The sequence below is a fragment of the Olleya sp. KJ81-1 genome, from assembly GCF_055808135.1.
In genome coordinates this window covers 2,962,336-2,982,563 of record NZ_CM147854.1, presented here as the reverse complement: position 1 = coordinate 2,982,563, position 20,228 = coordinate 2,962,336, and the positions used below count along the sequence as shown (strand labels likewise).

Here is a 20,228-nt window from a genome sequence, read left to right as displayed (position 1 = left end):
ATTTGATTTATACTTTTAATAATGAAATACAGCCTTGTCATATTACTTTTTTTAGTCTTCGGAAGTTGTTTTTCGCAAGATTTAGAAGAAAGTATTTATGTGGCTACTGAAACATTTAACAAAAATAGAACTACTGAAACCTTTTCCGTTTTACTTAAAAACGAAGCTGAATTCTCTTCAAAACTAAAGACAAAAGACCATTATTTTGCCTATCTATTTTTGTTAGTTAATAAAGCAGATTATTTATATCAAAGTAACCAACAACCCAAAGCTATTACTGCTTATGAGGCTGCATTGGACGTTTACAACACACAACAATTAAATAAAACCTTTGTGTATGATATTACAGAGTATTGCTTAAAACCGTTAGGTATACTTTATCATAAAATTGGTGATTATACTAATGCAGAAAACACAATTAAACACTATATTTTTCTTGCTGAAAAACAAAAAAACAATCCACACAGAATTAGTGGTGCCATAAACCTAGCTAATCTTTATTATACTCTTGGCAAATTTAATGCAGCACTTAATATTGCCAAAAATGGCTTAGATATAAAAGGAGCTTCAGCTATACAAAAACAAGCATTACAACAGGTAATTAATAAAAGTGCTATTCAAAATAATTCTGAATTAAAAAAGAACCCTAATGTATTGGCGTTGAAAAACAAGTATGATAACGATAGTAAATACCATTTAGCGCTAAAAAACAAAGATTATAAAACTGCATTATTCTATTTTAAAACTAAATATTTACACATAAATAAGGGGACACTAACCGCAAGAACTATAGCAAAATTAAATTTTGAAGAGGCACAATTACACTATAAATTAAACGATTTTAAAAACACTTCAGTAAAACTAAAACTGGCTTTACAAGCGTTATTACCAAATTATAATCTAGAAAACTTACCAAAAAAAGAAACTCTTTATCCTGAAAACACATTTATTGATATTTTTGATTTATTGGCTTTACTACAATCCAATCTTGACAATACTTTAGCCTGTTATGACTTAAGCTTTTACGTTTCAACATTATTAACTAATAACTTAACCTCACAAGAGTCTAAACTCATCCATCTACATGCCAATCGTAAACGTAGTGAGTCCATAATAAGTGCACTTTATAAAGCCTATCAAAACACTAAAGACACAACCCTTGTTACACAAGCTTTTGCATACGCTGAAAAAAATAAAGCTTCTATTTTAAAAGAAATAATTGGTAAAAAAACACTGTTAGAACGTCATCCAACAGACACCTTATTAATAAAAGAGTTAACATTATTACAACAACAAGAGCTTTTAACAAATACCTTAATTAAGGTCCAATATCAACAAGATGTAAAACAGATAAATAAATTAAGTCAAGAGTTAACATCAGTCAGTATTACATTAAAAAAATTAAAAGTTAAAATTAAGGCTAAGTATCCTGAGCCTAACGATGTAGATATTTCAATCTCAAAACTGCAACACAAATTAAAAACAGATCATGCTGTGTTGGTCGAGTATTTTTATGGCGAAAACCATATTTTTCAGTTTATAATTTCGGCAACAGCCATAAGCTTAAATAACATTACAAGAGATGCTGTTTTTAACACAGCTATAAGTGACTATATCCATTATTTTGATAACTCATCAGTTATAAATAATAACATTCCACAATTTTCCAATGCTGCTTTTAAACTATACAAAGCATTACATTTTGACAAAACTCTAGCTTTTAAAAATGTAGTAATAATTACGGATGGCTTTTTAAATTTTATTCCTTTTGAAAGTTTACTAACCCAATCCACAGACAGCAAAAACTATTCTAAAATGCCATTTGTTGTCAACAACCAAGTATTAGCGTACAATACTAGTGCTTTGTTTTATTTAAACGCGTCGGATTTTAAATTTGAAGATAAAGTCTTGGGTGTGTTTCCTGTATTTGACAATAGTGATGCAAAGCTAACCTACTCTTTAGACGAAGCTAAAAGTATTGACAAACAAACAAATGCAAAGTTTTTAATGTATCAAGATGCCACTAAAAGCAATGCGATGCAACAAGCTAAAAATTATGGCGTATTACACTTATCTACACACGCAAGTAGCGGGACATTTACCATACCTGCAAACATAGATTTTATAGATCAAAAATTATTTTTAAACGACTTATACAGTCTTAATCTTAAAAATCAATTAGTAGTCCTTAGTGCTTGCGAAACTGGTATTGGAAAATTACAAAAAGGAGAAGGCAGCATGAACTTAGCTAGAGGTTTCCAATATGCAGGTGTTGAAAATTTATTGTTTTCATTATGGAAAATCAATGATTTATCAACCTCACAACTAATGGCTTCGTTTTACAAAAATTATAGTCAATCACACTCTCCTTTTATAGCTAATCGTTTAGCTAAATTAGATTATTTAAAAGATCAATCCATTTCTAACATAAAAAAATCACCTTATTACTGGAGTACCTTTATCTATTATGGTCATTTGACACCAGAAAGACCATCGGTAAATTCAAAATATATCATTTTTACTTTTATTGGTTTAGGGATTGCTTTACTTTTATGGATTATAATACGTAAACGCAAAAATGGACCAAACGCTTAAAGATTTTTTATTTGCCAAAGACTATATAAGAGTCAAATTAAAACTAACAAAAACTAATCATTTTGAAATTAAAGCGTCCATAAATGGCTATAAAGGCTTATTTATTTTAGATACTGGTGCATCAAATAGCTGTGTTGGTTTTGAGGCAGCTAAAAAATTTAGCTTAAAAAAAGTTAAAGATTCTGAAATTTTAGCTGCAGGAGCTGGCGCAATAGGTATGGTTACTCAAGTATCTAAAAATAATACCATCAAGATCGGACGACTTAAAATAGCAAAGTCTGCTTTAGTATTATTTGATTTAAGTCACGTTAATACAGCATTAATAAATCATAACGCACAACCAGTTGATGGTATCATTGGAGCAGATGTATTAAAAAAAGTAAAAGGAATAATTGATTACGAAAAAAATATTTGTACTTAAAAAAATTAGTCTAACAGCTTATTTTTTTATAATTTTAATTACCAAAATCCAACCTCTAAAAGACCTCACATAATATGAAAGCATCAATAGTAATAGCAGATGACCATCCTTTAATGCTTAGAGGATTATCTGATTTTATTACCTCTAGAGGATTTAAAATAATTGGAAGTGCCGAAGATGGACAAACTGCTTACAACTTAATAGTAAAACTAAAACCAGATTTAGCCTTACTTGACATTAGGATGCCAAAAATGACAGGTTTAGAAGTAGCTGAAGCTTGCTTTAAAAACGAATTAAATACCAAAATTATTCTAATTACATTTGATAACGAAGAACATTTATTTGATAGAGCTAGAGCTTGTAATGTTTATGGGTATATATTAAAAGAATTTGCGGTTGAAGAAATAGAAACCTGTATTAAGCATGTATTAAAAGATGAAGCTTATTTTAGCGAAGAGATTGCCTCATACTTAAATTCAAAAGTTAGTTTTTCTAGTTCTAATTTATTAGAAATATTAACACCTACCGAATTAAAGGTGGTTAAGTTACTGTCTGATAAATTAACCTCAGCCGAGATCTCAAAAGAATTAGCCAGCTCTACTAGAACCATTGAAAAGCACAGAAGTAATATTGTAAAAAAATTAGACTTAAAAAAATCGCATAACGAGCTTATGTTATGGGCTAATATGAATAAAGACCTTATTAAAAACACGTAGACTTTTACGTAAAATAATTGTTAGCTTACTTCATTTTATTTTAAAAACAAGTAACTTTCATAACAAACACGGACAATTACAGCTTTAATTGATATCTCAATTAAAGCTTTTTTAATATAATAAAGTCTAAAAAAATACGTAGTTCTACGTATTTCACAGGTCATTTATTACTTATATCTTAGCAGTGCTATTAAATCAATTTTTAGGGAAAATTGGTAAAAGCTCTAAAACGACTAATTGTTTTAGAGCTTTTTTATGCAATCTACTTAAATAAAAATACGTAGTTCTACGTATTTCACACCTCAATTATTACTTATATCTTAGCACTGCTATTAATCAATTTATGAAGAACTGAGAAAGCTCTAAAACATTAATTTGTTTTGGAGTTTTTTTTGGAATTCACTCAAATAAAAATACGTAGTTCTACGTATTTCACACGTTATTAATATCTTTTATCTTAGCAGTGCTATTAAATCAATTTTTAGGGAAATTGAGAAAGCTCTAAAACAACGTTTTGTTTTGGAGCTTTTTTTTACGCTAGACCTTAATAAAAATACGTAGTTCTACGTATTTCATATGTCCTTTGTACATTATACCTTTACATTGCTATTAATTAGTTCTTAGGGAGAATTATTTAAAGAAAACTCTGCGCTGTAATGGTGCAGAGTTTTTAATTAATTAAAATTATGGATTTAGAAAAGAGAACACAGGAGCAAAACCGTATAATCGCAACTTGTATTATTATACTAGCAGTAATTATAATTGCTTTTAATATTTTTATTTTTTTAAAAAATAGATAAAAAAAAGGAACAACATTTAGTTATTCCCTTTTTTTATAAAACTATTATGTCTACTAAAGCTCTAAAGCTTTTTTAACATCATTGTTCATTAGTAATTCTGTTGGGTTTTCTAATGCTTCTTTAACAGCTACTAAAAAACCTACACTTTCTTTACCATCAATTATTCTGTGGTCATAAGATAAAGCAACGTACATCATAGGATGTATTTCTACTTGACCATCAACAGCTATAGGACGCTCAATAATATTGTGCATTCCTAAAATACCACTTTGTGGTGGATTAATTATAGGAGTAGATAACATACTTCCAAATACACCTCCATTTGTTATAGTAAACGTTCCACCTGTCATTTCATCTACAGTAATTTGACCATCTCTAGCTCTAAGTGCTAAACGTTTAACTTCAGACTCAACACCTCTGAAAGATAAATTTTCGGCATTTCTAATTACTGGAACCATTAATCCTTTAGGTCCAGAAACTGCTATACTTATATCTACAAAGTTAAAAGTTTTCATTTCTTTTTCATCAATCATAGAGTTAACTGCAGGATACATCTGTAATGCACGCACAACTGCTAATGAGAAAAAGGACATAAATCCTAAGCCAACACCATGCTTAGCTTTAAAAGTTTCTTTATACTCGTTTCTTAATGCAAAAATTGGAGACATGTTTACTTCGTTAAACGTAGTTAACATGGCTGTTGTATTTTTTGCTTCAACTAAACGCTCTGCCACTTTACGACGTAACATTGACATTTTAGTGTTAGTCGAGCTACGATCTCCTCCAGTTGGAGTTCCCATAGATGGTACCGCTTTAACTGCATCTTCTTTAGTGATACGTCCATCTTTTCCTGTTCCAGCTATGGATGATGCATCCATATCCTTTTCAGCTAATATTTTCTTAGCTGCTGGACTTGCTGTACCAGAAGCATACGTTTTTGTTGCTGGATTAGGAGCCTTAGCTGTATCAGTATTAGGTGTTGCTTTTTGATCTTTAGCTAAATCTTTTTCAGCGTTTGTGTTTCCGCCTTCATCACCACCTTCAAAAGTGCTACTTGCTGGTGCTTCTGCACTTGTGTCAATTAAACATACAACTTGACCAACTGCGACAGCATCTCCTTCTTCAGCTTTAAGCGTAATAATTCCGCTTGCTTCTGCAGGCAACTCTAAAGTTGCTTTATCACTATCTACTTCAGCAATTGCTTGGTCTTTTTCTACATAATCACCATCTTGAACTAACCATTCTGCTATTTCAACCTCTGTGATAGATTCGCCTGGAGAAGGCACTTTCATTTCTAAAATCATCGTAATGTAACTTTATATTGTTGTGTTATTTTTATTTTTTTGCTAAATCTAATTGAATAAATTCAAACTTATTGTCCGTTCCTAATAGGAAATACCCATTATAAACACCTTTATCAAAAGTAATTGTATAATTGTTTCCTGAACGAACTGTGTCTTTATATTCAATTGATTTAATTTTCCCTAAAGCTTCCATATTTACCTCTTTTGTAAAGTATGCTTTTGTTTTTTCTAGGGTTAAAACTTGTTTAAAATTATTATCAAACATGTTAAAAATACTAGTAACATCTCCATTATTATAATGGTTTTGAAAACTAGTTACTGCATTTTTATAGTTATCTTTTTCTTGTGCTATTCCTAAACAGGATACCAAGAGTGCTAGTATTAAAAGTAACTTTTTCATGTTTATAAATTTATAGTTTATCGCTGGTTATTTTTTGTTTTATCAAATACAAAATCTATAACTTCTTTATGACGTTTTTTAGAACGTACAGAACTACCTGCTGCTGGTGCACCATAAGGACGTCTTGAAGCTAATCTAAATGTTTTAGCTTCGTCTAGATGCATTAACATATGCGCATAAGCTCCCATATTTCTTGGTTCTTCTTGTGCCCAAACAATGTCTTCTGCATTTTTGTATTTGGCTAATACTTCTCTAATTTGTGTTGTTGGTAAAGGAAATAACTGCTCTATTCTAATTAAAGCAACGTCTTCTCTGTTTAAATTTTCACGCTCCTCATCTAAATCGTAATAGAATTTACCAGTTAATAACACTAATGTTTTAACTTTATCTGCCTGAACAGCTGTATCATCAATTAATGTTTGGAATGTTCCGTTTGCAAACTCATCTACAGTACTAACACATTTTGGATGACGTAGTAAACTTTTTGGTGTAAATACAATTAATGGTTTACGGTAATTAGTTTTCATTTGACGTCTTAGCAAGTGAAAAAAGTTTGCTGGTGTTGTACAATCTGCAACAAACATATTATCCTTAGCACATAACTGTAGGTAACGCTCCATGCGTGCTGAAGAGTGCTCTGCACCTTGTCCTTCATACCCATGAGGTAATAACATGACTAATCCGTTTTGTGTTTTCCACTTATCTTCTCCTGCAGAAATATATTGATCTAGCATGATTTGTGCACCATTACTAAAATCTCCAAATTGTGCTTCCCAAATAGTCAATGTATTTGGACTAGCCATAGCGTATCCATAATCAAAACCTACAACGCCATACTCTGATAATAATGAGTTGAAAATATGAAATTGACCTTGTTTGTCACTTACTTGGTTTAATAATAAAATTTCTTCTTCGCTATCTTCTACTTTGACAACAGCATGTCTATGAGAGAATGTTCCACGCTCTACATCCTGACCAGACATACGCACACTATAACCTTCGTCTAATAATGTTCCGTAGGCTAAATGCTCTGCCATAGCCCAATCTAATCTGTTTTCGTCAAACATAGTTTGGCGATCATTAATCAAACGTTCTATTTTTCTGATAAACTTTTTATCCTTTGGTAAGTTTGAGATTACTTTAGTAATTGCTGCTAACTTATCTGAAGATGTTGTAGTATCCACAGATTGCATCATAATGGTTTCATCTACCTGAGTAAAATCTTTCCATTGCTCCTCCATAAAAGGCGTAATTATAGTTTTGTCTTCCTTACGGGAGTCCTCTAGTTTTTCTTCTAAACTAGATTTGTAATCGTTTTCTAATTGTTTAACGTAATCCTTATCAATAATACCTTGTGCAATTAATTTGTCTGCATAAATATCTCGTGGATTAGCATGCTTAGCAATTGCTTTATATAGTTTTGGTTGTGTAAATCTAGGCTCATCACCTTCATTATGACCATATTTTCTGTATCCTAATAAATCTATAAAGACATCTCTTTTAAAATTCATTCTAAAATCTAATGCAAATAACATTGCGTGTACTACTGCTTCAGCATCATCTGCATTAACGTGTAATACTGGCGACAAAGTTACTTTACCAATATCTGTACAATACGTACTTGATCTTGCATCTAGATAATTTGTTGTAAATCCAACTTGGTTATTTACAACAACGTGTATTGTACCATTAGTTTTGTAACCATCTAATTGTGCCATTTGCACAACTTCGTAAACTAAACCTTGACCTGCTATTGCTGCATCACCATGGACTACTATTGGTAGTACTTTACTAAAGTTGTCACTATATAATGTGTCTTGTTTTGCTCTAACAATACCTTCTACTACTGCTCCGACAGTTTCTAAATGTGAAGGGTTAGGCGCAATACTTAAATTTATTTTTTTACCGTTATCTGTTTGACGGTTACTTGTCCAACCTAAATGGTACTTAACATCTCCATCAAATACTTCCTGCTCGTAATCTTTACCATCAAACTCACTAAAGATATCTTTTGCAGATTTTCCAAATATATTTGTTAACGTACTTAAACGACCTCTATGTGCCATTCCCATCACAAATTCTTGAACACCAAGCTCAGCAGCTTTTTCAATTACAGCGTCTAAACCAGGAATTAAAGACTCTCCTCCTTCTAGAGAAAAACGTTTTTGTCCAACATATTTAGTATGCAAAAAGCTTTCAAACGATACCGCTTCATTTAATTTTTTAAGGATATGCTTTTTTTGCTCTCCAGAAAAATTAGGCTGATTATCGTTGATATTTAGTTTATTTTGAATCCACTGAATTTCGTCAGGTTTTCTTATATACATATATTCAACACCAATAGCATCACAATAGATACTGTTTAAATGTTTTAATATTTCTCTTAGCGTTTGCGCTCCAATACCTAAAATATCACCAGCATTAAATTTGGTATCTAAATCGGTTTGAGACAATCCAAAATTCTCCAAATCCAGTGTAGGCTCGTATCTACGACGATCCCTAACAGGATTGGTTTTGGTAAATAAATGCCCTCTGTTACGATAACCATCTATTAATTTTACGACCTGAAATTCTTTTTGAACATGTTCTGGTATTTGACTAGAAACACCTTCCACAATTTCGCCTTCAAGTCCATAATTTTCAGATCCAAAGTCGTAACCTTGAAAAAAGGCTCTCCAACTAGGCTCAACAGAGTCAGGGTTTATTGTATATTGTTCGTATAAATCAGCAAAGTATGCTGTATGTGCTGCGTTTAAAAAGGAGTATTTATCCATTATTTTCTTTAAGACGTGTTCGCTTCAACAAAATTTTATCAAAAATACAACTTTTACTAAATATAAAGATGCTTTTATTATATTTATAACATTCTAAAAAATCTAAATTAACAATTATGAAATTCAGCACTCTAAATCGACATAAAATTATTGTTTTATCAATCTTTTCATGTTTTTTCCTCACTTTTAGTAATGCACAGGATAATTTACCACAACAAAAAAGTGAATTTTGGAAAAATGTACGTTTTGGAGGAGGCTTAGGTTTAAGTACTGGAAATAACTTTTTTAGTGCAACTTTAGCACCTAGTGCTATTTATCAATTTGATAATACTTTTGCCTTAGGTGTAGGATTAAACGGTACTTATAATTCAAGTAAAAACGTGTACAAATCTACTATCTTAGGAGCTAGCGTTCTTGGTTTATATAGTCCCATTAGAGATATACAATTATCCGGAGAATTTGAACAAAATCATGTCAGCAGAAATTTTGACAATCCTGCAATTGTTGACGACACATATTGGGTACCTTCCTTTTTTGTTGGCGCAGGTTACACCACAAACAATGTAACCATAGGAATACGTTATGACGTGCTTTATGACGAGGACAAAAGTATTTACGCTAACGCCTGGGTCCCATTTGTAAGGGTATTCTTTTAAACTTAAATACAATTTATTTTATATTTTAAGGTGACTTAAGTCACCTTTTAGGCTTTAATTAAATTTTATTTTTGATAAAATTTAAACATATAAAGTCATGTCAAAATTAAATTTAATTATTGTAGTATTAGGTTTTGTGTTAATAAGCTGTGGTGGCAATGAGAAAAAAGCTAAAGACAATTTTAGCTATAAGCGTCCACCTTCGTCTAAAGTAGAATCAAATCCTGAACAAAACACAGCATCAAGCACTGTAGACCTAACTAACAAAGGAATAGGTCCAATAAAAACACTAACCTTACCTGATCAAATAGATACTAAAATGGTTTCTCTAGGAAAAGAAGTCTACGACAAAATGTGTACAGCATGTCATAGATCTGATAAAAAATTTATTGGTCCAGCACCAAAAGACATTTTAAAAAGACGTACTCCAGAATGGGTTATGAATATGATTTTAAATCCTGAAGAGATGCTAAAAAACGATCCAATTGCTAAAGATTTATTAAAAGAATATAATAATACGCCTATGATCAATCAAGGACTTACAGAAGCTGACGCACGCGCTGTTTTAGAATACTTTAGAACACTTTAAACACATTAAAGTATGGTTTAAACTTTTACGAATATTTATGTCTAAACCATACTTTTTGCCATTCTCTTTTTAAGATTAAAAAAGTAACCTCTTCCGACAATTGCAACGTATCACTACCATCTAATTTTTTTATAGCGTCTTCTGACACGTCAATTATATAAAGTAGATTTAAATATTCGGCAAATTTTTCTTGAATTAGCTTATATACTGTTTCATGTAATATTAGCTTTAAACTTGTTGGCAGGATACCTTCATCAAAATCCAAATCAATATTTGCGTACAAAAAATCTTTATTAAGTTGCAACACTAACTTTTTATAAAGTTGTAAGTTATTTGCTTCAACAATTAAATCTTCAAAAGTTGCAGGTAAAGCCATGTACTTGTTTTAAACCGTTCTAGTCATTAGTCCCATTCCAAACTCGCGAAGCAATTCTTTTTTATCCTCAGAGATTGTTAAAACATCTAACACATCAAATGCTTTTTTAGTGTAACTTTTTATAGCTTCTTGAGTTGCTTCAGCAGATTTAGAATCTATAAAATATTGTTTTACAGTTTCAATTTTTTCAGAATTATCATCTAATTGTACAGAAAATAATTGTTCTAATTTTACTTTATCCTTTTTGTTTAAAAACTCTAAAGCCTTTAAGTATAAATAGGTCTTTTTGTTTTCAATAATATCTCCACCAACTTGTTTACCAAAGGTTTCTGGATCACCAAATGCATCTAAATAATCGTCTTGCAATTGAAAAGCAATTCCTAATAATCTTCCAAATTGGTAGATGTTATTTTGGTTTTCTTCAGTAGTTTCGGCAACTATCGCTCCCATTTTCATGGCTGCACCAACTAAAACAGCTGTTTTATACTCAATCATTTTTAAGTACTCAGGTATAGTAACATCGTCTCTGGTTTCAAAATCAACATCATATTGCTGACCTTCACAAACCTCTAAAGCTGTTTTACTAAACAGTCTAGCTAACGCCTGAAATGTTGTTGGTTTATAGTTTTCAAATAACTGATAAGCCATAATTAACATGGCATCTCCAGATAAAATACCAGTATTAAGGTCCCATTTTTCATGCACTGTTTGTTGACCTCGACGCAAAGGCGCATCGTCCATAATGTCATCATGTACTAACGAAAAATTATGAAACACCTCTACACTTAATGCTGCATCTAATGCCTTTTGATAATCTATTCCAAAAATTTCTGCTGTCATTAATGTTAACACAGGTCTTAAACGTTTACCACCTAATTGCAATATATAGTGTATTGGACTATATAAGTTTTCTGGTTGTTTTGGCGACGAATAGTCTTTTAAATAGTCTGTAAATGCAGACTGATAAAATAAAATGTTTTGCATCCTGCAAAAATAAAGCAAATACTGCTAACAAACTATTGTCTAGCAAAAGTCCAATGTTAAATAATAATTAAAACTTTGGAAACTTTTATTGTTTTTAAAGTTTCCTATTGTACATTTGCACGAAATTATGAGAGACAAAATTATACATAAATCTGCCGAGTTGTTTTTATCACTTGGTTTTAAAAGCGTTACAATGGATGACATTGCTAATGCTTTAGGTATTTCTAAAAAAACAATTTATCAGCATTTTGCTAATAAAACAAAATTAGTAGAAGCAACCACATCGCACATGTTTGAAAACATTTGTGATGGCATTGATTGTATTTCAAACAAATCACTTAATCCTATTGAGGAGCTATACGACATTAAAATGTTTGTAATGACCTTTTTGAAAAACGAAAAAGCATCACCTCAATATCAATTAAAAAAATACTACCCTCAGATATACAGTGTTTTACACCTTAAACAATTTGAAAAAATGTACGTGTCGGTTAAACAAAGTATGGAAAAAGGTGTACAAACAGGTTTGTTTAGAAAAAACATTGATGTCGATTTTATTTCAAGAATGTATTTTAATGGTATGTCTGGAATTAAAGACGAAAACATTTTTCCTACCAAACTATTTACTATGGAATATTTAATGGAAAGCTATTTGGAATATCACCTTAGAGCCATTTGTACAGAAAACGGACTACTTACACTTAATAAATTTATTAACAAAACCACCCTTAACTAATGAGAAAACTAATATTAGCATTTAGTTTAGCACTAACATCTATCGTTTATTCTCAAGAAACTCCAACCGAGTTTTCTTTACAAGAAGCTATTAATTATGCTTTAGAAAATAACAGGTCATCAAAAAATGCAGCGTTAGACATTGAAGCTGCAATCAAACAAAAATGGGAAACTACTGCTACAGGTTTACCTCAACTTAACGCAACCGTTGATTACCAAAATGCATTAAAACGTAATGTATTTGTTTTTGGTGATCAAATTATACAAGTTGGATCACAGCATACACTAACTGGTACTGCTACCCTAAGTCAATTATTATTTGATGGCTCTTATTTAGTAGGATTACAGTCTGCTAAAGTATATTTAGAAATTTCTAAAAACGCAAAAACAAAAACTGATTTAGAGGTAAGAAAAGCTGTTATCAACGCCTACGGAAATGTACTATTAGCAGAAGAAAGCGTTGCTATCTTAGAAAAAAACATAAGTGTTTTAGAAAAAAATCTAAACGATATCACTAAGATTTTTGAAAACGGTTTAGAAGAAGAAGAAAGTGTCGAGCAACTAAAAATAACATTATCAAGTGTAAAAAGCACCTTAAATAACACTACAAGGTTAAAAGACTTAGCCTATCAGATGTTAAATTTAACCATAGGAAAGCCTATTAATGACAACATAGTTTTAACTGAAAATTTGGACACACTTGCGCTTCAAAACATAACTATGCAACTTTTAGATTCTGAAAATAATGTAGAAAATAACATTGATTATAAAATTGCAGAAAACGATAAAACAACAAAAGAATTATTAGTTAAATTAGAAAAAAGTAAAGCATTACCAAGTTTAAGTGCATTTATAAATGGAGGCTACACAGGTAACAGAGAGTCCTTTAACTTTACAAACACTAACGAAAAATGGTTTGGATCTTCCATATTTGGAGTAAGTTTAAATGTTCCAATATTTAGCTCTGGCATGCGTAATGCAGCGACACAACGTGCCAAAATAAATTTAGAAAAGGCTGAAATAAACCTTACCGAAACTGAGCAAATGCTTAATCTTCAAATTCAATCTGCAAAAAGCGATTACCAATTTGCTATTGAAGATTATCAAAACAAAAAAGAAAATTTAATACTTGCAGAGCGTATTGAAACTAAAAATCAAACCAAATTTTTTGAAGGAATTGGTTCTAGTTTTGAACTTAGACAAGCGCAAACGCAATTATATACTGCACAACAAGAGTTACTTCAAACCATGTTAGATGTAATTACTAAAAAAGCAGAACTAGAAACTTTACTAAACACAACTAACTAATCATCAATCCTACAAAATATTAATTATGAAACATATATTAACGCTTTCTTTTATAGCTGTTTTACTAGCCTCATGTGGAGGAGACAAAAAAAACTCAGTAGAAAAAATTCTAGAAAAAAATAATTTAGAAGACATTCGTACTAAACGTGCAGAATTAGTATCTGAACAAGAAGATATTAATTCTAAAATAAAATTATTAGACGAAAGAATTAAAACTTTAGATACCACTCAAAACATTCCTTTAATTACTACAATCCTTGCAAAAGAAGAAGTTTTTGATCACGTATTGGAGCTTCAAGGTAACGTAACAACTAAAAACCTATTGGTTATAACACCAGAGTATAGTGGTATTTTAACAAACGTTTATGTTACAGAAGGTCAACGTGTGTCAAAAGGACAAACCTTAGCAAAAATTGATGATGGTGGATTAAGCCAGCAATTAGCGCAACTTAAAATACAATCTGCATTAGCTAAAACAACTTTTGAGCGTCAACAAAAATTATGGAATCAAAAAATTGGTAGCGAAATCCAATTCCTACAAGCTAAATCATCTTACGAAGCACAAGAAGAAGCTATAAACCAATTACAAAAACAACTTAGTAAAACCGTTGTTAGAGCTCCGTTTTCAGGAACTATTGATGACGTAATTACAGAAAAAGGAAGTGTTGTTGGAGCAGGTCAAACACCTTTAATGCAAATTGTAAACCTAGACGATATGTATATCGAGACAGATGTTCCAGAAAGCTATATTCCTACTGTAGTACAAGGAAAAAATGTTACTGTTCAATTTCCAGTTTTAGGAACATCCATAGACACTAAAGTCCGTCAAGCAGGTGATGTTATTAACGTAGCTAACCGTACATTTAAAATTGAAGTTGCTGTACCAAACAAGGACAAAACTATCAAACCTAACTTAACTGCAAAGCTTAAAATAAATGATTACACTAACCCTAAAGCTATTTTAGTACCACAAAGCATTATATCTGAAAATGCTGAAGGAGAACAATATGTTTACATCGTAAAAGACAAAAAGGATAATAATCAAGGAACCGTAAATAAAGTAATTATTAAAACCGGAAAAACACAAGGTGATGTGATCGAGGTTTTAGAAGGTATTACAAATGGAGCCGAGTTAATCCAAGAAGGTGCACGTAGTGTAAAGGATGGACAAACTGTTAAAGTAATTAAATACTAAACCAACTAAATAATGACTAAAAAGAAAAAACAAGTCGATAAAGAATTTGGTTTATCATCGTGGGCAATAAATAACAAAACCACGATGTATGTCCTAATTGCAGTAATTTTTTACTTAGGGATTTCTGCGTTTTTTGACATGCCAAGAGAAAACTTTCCGGAAGTAAACGAAACTAAAATATACGTTAGTTCTATTTACCCAGGAAACACTGCAGAGGATATTGAAAAATTAATTTCAGATCCTTTAGAAGATAAATTAAAAACGGTTAGTAATGTTGTCGAAATCACCTCAACATCGCAAGAAGACTATTCGATATTAATAGTCGAGTTTGATGATGGTTTAACCGTAGATCAAGCCAAACAAAAAGTAAAAGATGAAATTGACACAGAAACTTCTGGCGAAGATTGGCCTACCTTTAATGGTGCAAAAGTAGAACCTGATGTGTTTGAGTTAAGCCTTTCAGAAGAAATGCCAATCTTAAACATTAATATTTCTGGAGATTACCCTATTCAAAAACTAAAAGAATATGCTGAGTATCTTCAAGATGAAATAGAAAATCTGCAAGAAATTAAAAAAGCAGACATTCGTGGTGCTCAAGAAAAAGAAGTTGAAGTCGCTGTAGACATTTATAAAATGATGGCAGCACAAGTTACTTTTAACGATATTATTGGCGCTATTAACAATGGAAACTTAACGATGTCTGCTGGTAACTTAAAAGCAAGTGGACAGCGTCGTACTATTAGAGTTCTAGGTGAAATTGAAACACCTGCTGAGCTTGAAAACTTTGTTGTAAAAGCAGAAAACGGAAACTCAATATACCTTAAAGATTTAGCAACCGTATCTTTTAAAGAAGAAGATAAAACAACATTTGCTAGAGAGTATGGTCATCCTGTAGTCATGCTAGACGTTAAAAAACGTGCTGGTAAAAACATGGTTGCTGCTGCAGAGCAAATTCAGGTTATTGTTGCAGATGCAATAGACAATGTATTTCCTCCAGATTTAACTGTTACTGTAGTAAACGATCAATCTTCAAAAACCATTGGTCAAGTGGATGATTTAGTAAATAATATCATCTTTGGTGTTATATTAGTTGTAACGGTTTTAATGTTCTTTTTAGGATTTAAAAACGCATTATTTGTTGGTTTTGCAATACCAATGTCCATGTTTATGTCACTAATGATATTACAATTATTAGGTCAAAGTTTAAATACCATGGTGCTTTTTGGTCTTATTATGGGACTTGGTATGCTAGTGGATAACGGAATTGTTGTTGTTGAAAACGTATACCGTTTAATGGAGGACGAAGGGATGAGCAGAATTGAAGCTGCTAAAAAAGGTATTGGCGAAATTGCTTTTCCTATTATCATATCAACAGCTACAACAGTTGCAGCCTTTATTCCTTTAGGATTATGGCCTGGAATTATGGGAGAATTCATGAAAATTTTACCTATAACATTATCCGTAGTTTTAGGATCCTCTTTATTTGTTGCCATCTTTTTCAATTCGGTTTTAGTATCAAAATACATGACTATTGAAGATAAGGATATGCCATTAAAGCAAATCATTAAAACATCCTCTATCATAGCTATCATCGGGATATTAATATTAATTTTTGGAGGAGCATACAGAGGTTTAGGTACTGTAATGATTTTTACAGCTGTTATGCTTTGGGCTTACCGATTCTTTATCAGAAAATGGGCAAACAGTTTCCAAAACAAAGCTTTAGTTAATTTAGAAAACTGGTACGAGCGTAAATTACGTGCGGCATTATCAGGAAGAAAACCATACCTATTAAGTATTGGTACCTTTTTACTACTTATTGCCTCATTTGTGGCATTTGGTATGTCTCTAGGTGCTAAACGAACAAAAGTAGAATTTTTCCCAGATAACAAACCAAATCAGATTATTGTTTATATAGAATATCCTGAAGGTACTGCTATCGAAAAAACAAATGCGATTACCAAAGAGATAGAACAACGTGTATTTACTGTATTAAATGATGACCATTACATGGATGATGGCTACAATTATTTAGTAGAAAGCACAGTATCTCAAGTTGGTGAAGGTGCAGGAAATCCGCAAACCGATGGTGGATCTGCTGCAGAAATGCCTCACAAAGCTAAAATTACCGCTTCTATGCGTGAGTACAAATTTAGACGTGGCGAAGACAGTGAAGTTTTACGACAAAAAGTACAAACAGCATTAGTAGGTATTTTTCCAGGAGTATTGATTTCGGTAGAAAAAGATGCTAATGGTCCTCCTGCTGGAGCGCCTATAAATATTGAAATTGAAGGTGAAGATTATGATGAACTTATTGCTACAGCAGAAACAATGCGTGAGTTTATTAACACCAAAAACATTCAAGGTATTGACGAGCTTAAGATTGATGTAAACAAAGCCAAACCTACAATGCGTGTAACTATTGACAGAGAAAAAGCAGGAGAACTAGGTATTAGTGCAGCGCAAGTTGGACAGCAATTACGTAGTTCGGTTTTTGGATCTAAAGCAGGTGTTTATAAAGAAGATGGTGACGATTACGATATCTATGTTCGTTTTAATAAAGAAAACAGATATAACAAAAGTGCTTTATTTAATCAAAACATTACGTTTAGAGATAATACAGGCCAAATAAAAAGTGTACCAGTTTCTGCGGTTATTAAATACGAAAACAACTCTGGTTTTAGCGCAATTAAACACAAAGACACTAGACGTGTTGTAACTGTTTACTCTGCTCTATCACCAGGTTTTACAGATGCTGCTGCTATTGTAAGTCAAATTCAAAACGAAATGAAAAGTTTTGAAAACTTACCTAAAGGTATCAAAATAGATTACACAGGTCAAATTGAAGAGCAAAACAAGCAAATGCTATTTTTAGTTGGCGCCTTTTTTACTGGACTTGGATTAATCTTTTTTATCTTAATATTTCAATTTAATTCGGTTTCAAAACCAACAATAATCATGATTGCTATTTTCCTTAGTTTTATTGGTGTATTTGGTGGTATTGTAATCTCAGGAAGTTCTTTCGTTATTATGATGACTATGGTTGGTATTATATCGCTTGCCGGAATTGTTGTAAATAACGGTGTGGTATTATTAGATTATGCCCAACTTCTTATTGACAGAAAGAAAGCAAAATTAGATTTAGATGAAGATGAGTATCTTACAAATGAAGACCTATTTGAAAGTATTGTAAATGCAGGAAAAGCACGTTTAAGACCAGTATTACTAACAGCAATTACTACCATTTTTGGATTAATACCGTTAGCAATTGGACTAAACATTAACTTCTTTACACTATTCGCAGATCTTAATCCTAACATATACATGGGAGGAGATAATGTTGTGTTTTGGGGCCCACTAGCATGGACGGTTATTTACGGTTTATTAATCGCAACCTTCCTAACATTAATAGTTGTTCCAATATTATTTTTCTTATCAATTAAATTAAAAATGTGGATAAGAGATAAATTTTCTTCAGACAAAAATGAAGACAATATTACATTAGAAACTGCAATTGAAGAGTAAATTTTCAGTTTAGTACATACATTTAAATGATTTAAACAAAAAATCCGAAGTCTTTACTTCGGATTTTTTACTTTTGCATTTCTAATAAACTATTATGTACAGAAGTCATAACTGTGGTGAGTTAACTGCATCACATATAAATACAGAAGTTACCCTTTCAGGTTGGGTACAAAAATCAAGAGATAAAGGGTTTATGATGTGGGTAGATCTACGTGATCGCTACGGTATAACGCAACTTATTTTTGATGAGGAACGCACACCTAAAGCAATAATGGAACAAGCACAAAAGCTTGGTCGCGAATTTGTTATACAAGTTAAAGGAACTGTTATTGAGCGTGCTTCTAAAAACCCTAATATCCCAACTGGAGATATCGAGATTTTAGTTTCGGAATTAAACATTCTAAATGAATCTTTACTTCCTCCTTTTACTATCGAAGATAAAACGGATGGTGGTGAAGATATCAGAATGAAATACCGTTACCTTGATATTAGACGTAATCCAGTAAAAAACAACTTGATTTTTAGAGCTAAAGTAACGCAAGAGGTTAGAAACTTTTTGTCAGGAAATGGTTTTATTGAAGTTGAAACACCATACTTAATCAAATCTACTCCAGAAGGTGCTAGAGATTTTGTAGTACCTTCTAGAATGAACGAAGGTGAATTTTACGCATTACCACAATCACCACAAACCTTTAAGCAATTGCTTATGGTTGGAGGAATGGACAAATATTTCCAGATTGTTAAATGTTTTAGAGATGAAGATTTACGTGCCGACAGACAACCAGAATTTACGCAAATTGACTGCGAAATGGCGTTTGTAGAGCAAGAAGATATTTTAAATGTATTTGAAAACTTAACACGTCACTTACTTAAAGAAGTAAATGGTGTCGAGGTTGACAAATTCCCACGTATGTTATATGACGATGCGATGCGATTATACGGAAATGACAAACCAGACATTAGATTTGGAATGGAGTTTGGAGAGCTTAATGACGTGGCACAACATAAAGACTTTGGTGTTTTTAATGATGCCGAATTAGTTGTTGGTATTGCTGTTCCTGGCGGAAACGAATACACACGAAAAGAAATTGATAAATTAATTGATTGGGTAAAACGTCCACAAGTTGGTGCTTTAGGTATGGTTTACTCACGTTGTAATGACGACGGAACATTCAAATCTTCTGTAGACAAGTTTTTTGACCAAGACGATTTAGCTAAATGGGCAGAAAAAACAGGCGCAAAAGCAGGCGATTTAGTTTGTGTGCTTTCTGGAGACACTAATAAAGTACGTGCGCAATTAAGTGCATTACGTATGGAATTAGCAACACGTTTAGGCTTACGTGACCCTAAAGTATTTGCACCATTATGGGTAATTGATTTCCCATTATTGGAGCTTGATGAAGAAACTGGTCATTACCACGCCATGCACCACCCGTTTACATCACCAAAACCTGGTCAAATAGAATTATTAGACACTAACCCAGGAGATGTTAAAGCTAATGCGTACGATTTAGTCCTTAACGGAAACGAAATTGGTGGTGGATCTATACGTATACACGACAAAGCAACACAAGCTATCATGCTTAAACATTTAGGGTTTAGCGAAGCTGAAGCTAAAGCTCAATTTGGATTCTTAATGGACGCTTTTGAATATGGCGCACCTCCACATGGTGGATTAGCTTTTGGTCTTGATAGATTAGTATCTATTTTAGGAGGTCAAGAAACCATTAGAGACTTTATTGCATTCCCTAAAAACAATTCGGGTCGAGACGTCATGATTGATGCTCCTGCTCCAATTGATGATGCACAGTTAAAGGAATTAAATCTTAAATTAGATTTACAATCATAAA

15 protein-coding genes are annotated in these 20,228 nt (G+C 32.0%); 10 read left to right on the top strand and 5 right to left on the bottom strand.

From position 1 onward, the window contains the following. Positions 1 to 21 precede the first annotated feature (21 nt). The 3 genes from AC0L3M_RS13940 (at position 22) to AC0L3M_RS13930 (ending at position 3,732) form a co-directional block, all read left to right on the top strand. Complete coding sequence (locus tag AC0L3M_RS13940; RefSeq protein ID WP_473431160.1) at positions 22 to 2,595, top strand: CHAT domain-containing protein; 2,574 nt, start codon at positions 22 to 24, stop codon at positions 2,593 to 2,595. Then, complete coding sequence (locus AC0L3M_RS13935) at positions 2,579 to 3,016, top strand: retropepsin-like aspartic protease (RefSeq protein ID WP_473431159.1); 438 nt, start codon at positions 2,579 to 2,581, stop codon at positions 3,014 to 3,016. Before AC0L3M_RS13940 ends, AC0L3M_RS13935 begins: the two co-directional genes overlap by 17 nt. Before the next feature lie 74 nt (positions 3,017 to 3,090). Continuing rightward, a complete protein-coding gene (locus tag AC0L3M_RS13930) occupies positions 3,091 to 3,732 on the top strand; it encodes a response regulator (protein ID WP_145005948.1) in 642 nt (213 codons plus the stop codon). 853 nt (positions 3,733 to 4,585) lie between these two features. Here AC0L3M_RS13930 and odhB read toward each other — a convergent pair. Genes odhB through AC0L3M_RS13915 form a run of 3 tightly spaced genes read right to left on the bottom strand, consistent with a single transcriptional unit; the run spans position 4,586 to position 9,010 of the window. Continuing rightward, positions 4,586 to 5,836, bottom strand: a complete 1,251-nt coding sequence (gene odhB / locus AC0L3M_RS13925; RefSeq protein WP_473431158.1) for a 2-oxoglutarate dehydrogenase complex dihydrolipoyllysine-residue succinyltransferase — start codon at positions 5,834 to 5,836, stop codon at positions 4,586 to 4,588. 31 nt (positions 5,837 to 5,867) lie between these two features. Next, positions 5,868 to 6,236, bottom strand: a complete 369-nt coding sequence (locus tag AC0L3M_RS13920) for a DUF3887 domain-containing protein (RefSeq protein WP_145005942.1) — start codon at positions 6,234 to 6,236, stop codon at positions 5,868 to 5,870. A gap of 17 nt (positions 6,237 to 6,253) precedes the next feature. Beyond that, the gene (locus AC0L3M_RS13915) at positions 6,254 to 9,010 is read right to left on the bottom strand and encodes a 2-oxoglutarate dehydrogenase E1 component (RefSeq protein ID WP_473431157.1); all 2,757 of its coding nucleotides are present in this window, start codon (positions 9,008 to 9,010) and stop codon (positions 6,254 to 6,256) included. Between the two features lie 116 nt (positions 9,011 to 9,126). Between AC0L3M_RS13915 and AC0L3M_RS13910 the strand changes: the two genes are divergently transcribed. After that, on the top strand, positions 9,127 to 9,666 hold the full coding sequence (locus tag AC0L3M_RS13910; RefSeq protein ID WP_473431156.1) for an alpha-ketoglutarate decarboxylase: 540 nt from the start codon (positions 9,127 to 9,129) through the stop codon (positions 9,664 to 9,666). A gap of 97 nt (positions 9,667 to 9,763) precedes the next feature. Then, positions 9,764 to 10,255, top strand: coding sequence for a c-type cytochrome (locus tag AC0L3M_RS13905; RefSeq protein WP_292943540.1), 492 nt, complete (start codon positions 9,764 to 9,766; stop codon positions 10,253 to 10,255). 25 nt (positions 10,256 to 10,280) lie between these two features. On the opposite strand, the gene AC0L3M_RS13900 is transcribed toward AC0L3M_RS13905, so the two are convergent. Beyond that, positions 10,281 to 10,631: a hypothetical protein gene (locus tag AC0L3M_RS13900; protein WP_473431155.1), complete on the bottom strand. Its 351-nt coding sequence runs from the start codon at positions 10,629 to 10,631 to the stop codon at positions 10,281 to 10,283. A 9-nt stretch (positions 10,632 to 10,640) separates the two neighbouring features. Next, positions 10,641 to 11,615 (bottom strand): polyprenyl synthetase family protein, encoded by a 975-nt coding sequence (locus tag AC0L3M_RS13895; RefSeq protein WP_292943534.1) that lies wholly within the window; start codon positions 11,613 to 11,615, stop codon positions 10,641 to 10,643. A gap of 127 nt (positions 11,616 to 11,742) precedes the next feature. On the opposite strand from AC0L3M_RS13895, the gene AC0L3M_RS13890 reads away from it, so the two are divergent. The 5 genes from AC0L3M_RS13890 (at position 11,743) to aspS (ending at position 20,227) form a co-directional block, all read left to right on the top strand. Beyond that, on the top strand, positions 11,743 to 12,351 hold the full coding sequence (locus AC0L3M_RS13890; RefSeq protein WP_292943531.1) for a TetR/AcrR family transcriptional regulator: 609 nt from the start codon (positions 11,743 to 11,745) through the stop codon (positions 12,349 to 12,351). Continuing rightward, a complete protein-coding gene (locus tag AC0L3M_RS13885; protein WP_473431154.1) occupies positions 12,351 to 13,658 on the top strand; it encodes a TolC family protein in 1,308 nt (435 codons plus the stop codon). The genes AC0L3M_RS13890 and AC0L3M_RS13885 overlap by 1 nt, the downstream gene beginning before the upstream one ends. 25 nt (positions 13,659 to 13,683) lie before the next feature. Next, positions 13,684 to 14,853 carry an efflux RND transporter periplasmic adaptor subunit gene (locus AC0L3M_RS13880; RefSeq protein ID WP_473431153.1) on the top strand — a complete coding sequence of 390 codons (1,170 nt, stop codon included), beginning with the start codon at positions 13,684 to 13,686 and terminating at the stop codon, positions 14,851 to 14,853. Between the two features lie 12 nt (positions 14,854 to 14,865). Then, a complete protein-coding gene (locus AC0L3M_RS13875) occupies positions 14,866 to 18,378 on the top strand; it encodes an efflux RND transporter permease subunit (protein ID WP_473431152.1) in 3,513 nt (1,170 codons plus the stop codon). Between the two features lie 94 nt (positions 18,379 to 18,472). Beyond that, positions 18,473 to 20,227 (top strand): aspartate--tRNA ligase, encoded by a 1,755-nt coding sequence (aspS, locus tag AC0L3M_RS13870; RefSeq protein WP_473431151.1) that lies wholly within the window; start codon positions 18,473 to 18,475, stop codon positions 20,225 to 20,227. Position 20,228 lies beyond the last annotated feature (1 nt).

What these genes read in the sequence shown, in the direction of transcription:
- AC0L3M_RS13920 (WP_145005942.1), bottom strand. Translation starts at nt 6,236, where the DNA reads ATGAAAAAGTTACTTTTAATACTAGCACTCTTGGTATCCTGTTTAGGA.
- AC0L3M_RS13895 (WP_292943534.1), bottom strand. Translation starts at nt 11,615, where the DNA reads ATGCAAAACATTTTATTTTATCAGTCTGCATTTACAGACTATTTAAAA.
- AC0L3M_RS13885 (WP_473431154.1), top strand. Translation starts at nt 12,351, where the DNA reads ATGAGAAAACTAATATTAGCATTTAGTTTAGCACTAACATCTATCGTT.
- AC0L3M_RS13915 (WP_473431157.1), bottom strand. Translation starts at nt 9,010, where the DNA reads ATGGATAAATACTCCTTTTTAAACGCAGCACATACAGCATACTTTGCT.
- AC0L3M_RS13880 (WP_473431153.1), top strand. Translation starts at nt 13,684, where the DNA reads ATGAAACATATATTAACGCTTTCTTTTATAGCTGTTTTACTAGCCTCA.
- AC0L3M_RS13940 (WP_473431160.1), top strand. Translation starts at nt 22, where the DNA reads ATGAAATACAGCCTTGTCATATTACTTTTTTTAGTCTTCGGAAGTTGT.
- aspS (WP_473431151.1), top strand. Translation starts at nt 18,473, where the DNA reads ATGTACAGAAGTCATAACTGTGGTGAGTTAACTGCATCACATATAAAT.
- AC0L3M_RS13905 (WP_292943540.1), top strand. Translation starts at nt 9,764, where the DNA reads ATGTCAAAATTAAATTTAATTATTGTAGTATTAGGTTTTGTGTTAATA.
- odhB (WP_473431158.1), bottom strand. Translation starts at nt 5,836, where the DNA reads ATGATTTTAGAAATGAAAGTGCCTTCTCCAGGCGAATCTATCACAGAG.
- AC0L3M_RS13930 (WP_145005948.1), top strand. Translation starts at nt 3,091, where the DNA reads ATGAAAGCATCAATAGTAATAGCAGATGACCATCCTTTAATGCTTAGA.
- AC0L3M_RS13910 (WP_473431156.1), top strand. Translation starts at nt 9,127, where the DNA reads ATGAAATTCAGCACTCTAAATCGACATAAAATTATTGTTTTATCAATC.
- AC0L3M_RS13875 (WP_473431152.1), top strand. Translation starts at nt 14,866, where the DNA reads ATGACTAAAAAGAAAAAACAAGTCGATAAAGAATTTGGTTTATCATCG.
- AC0L3M_RS13890 (WP_292943531.1), top strand. Translation starts at nt 11,743, where the DNA reads ATGAGAGACAAAATTATACATAAATCTGCCGAGTTGTTTTTATCACTT.
- AC0L3M_RS13935 (WP_473431159.1), top strand. Translation starts at nt 2,579, where the DNA reads ATGGACCAAACGCTTAAAGATTTTTTATTTGCCAAAGACTATATAAGA.
- AC0L3M_RS13900 (WP_473431155.1), bottom strand. Translation starts at nt 10,631, where the DNA reads ATGGCTTTACCTGCAACTTTTGAAGATTTAATTGTTGAAGCAAATAAC.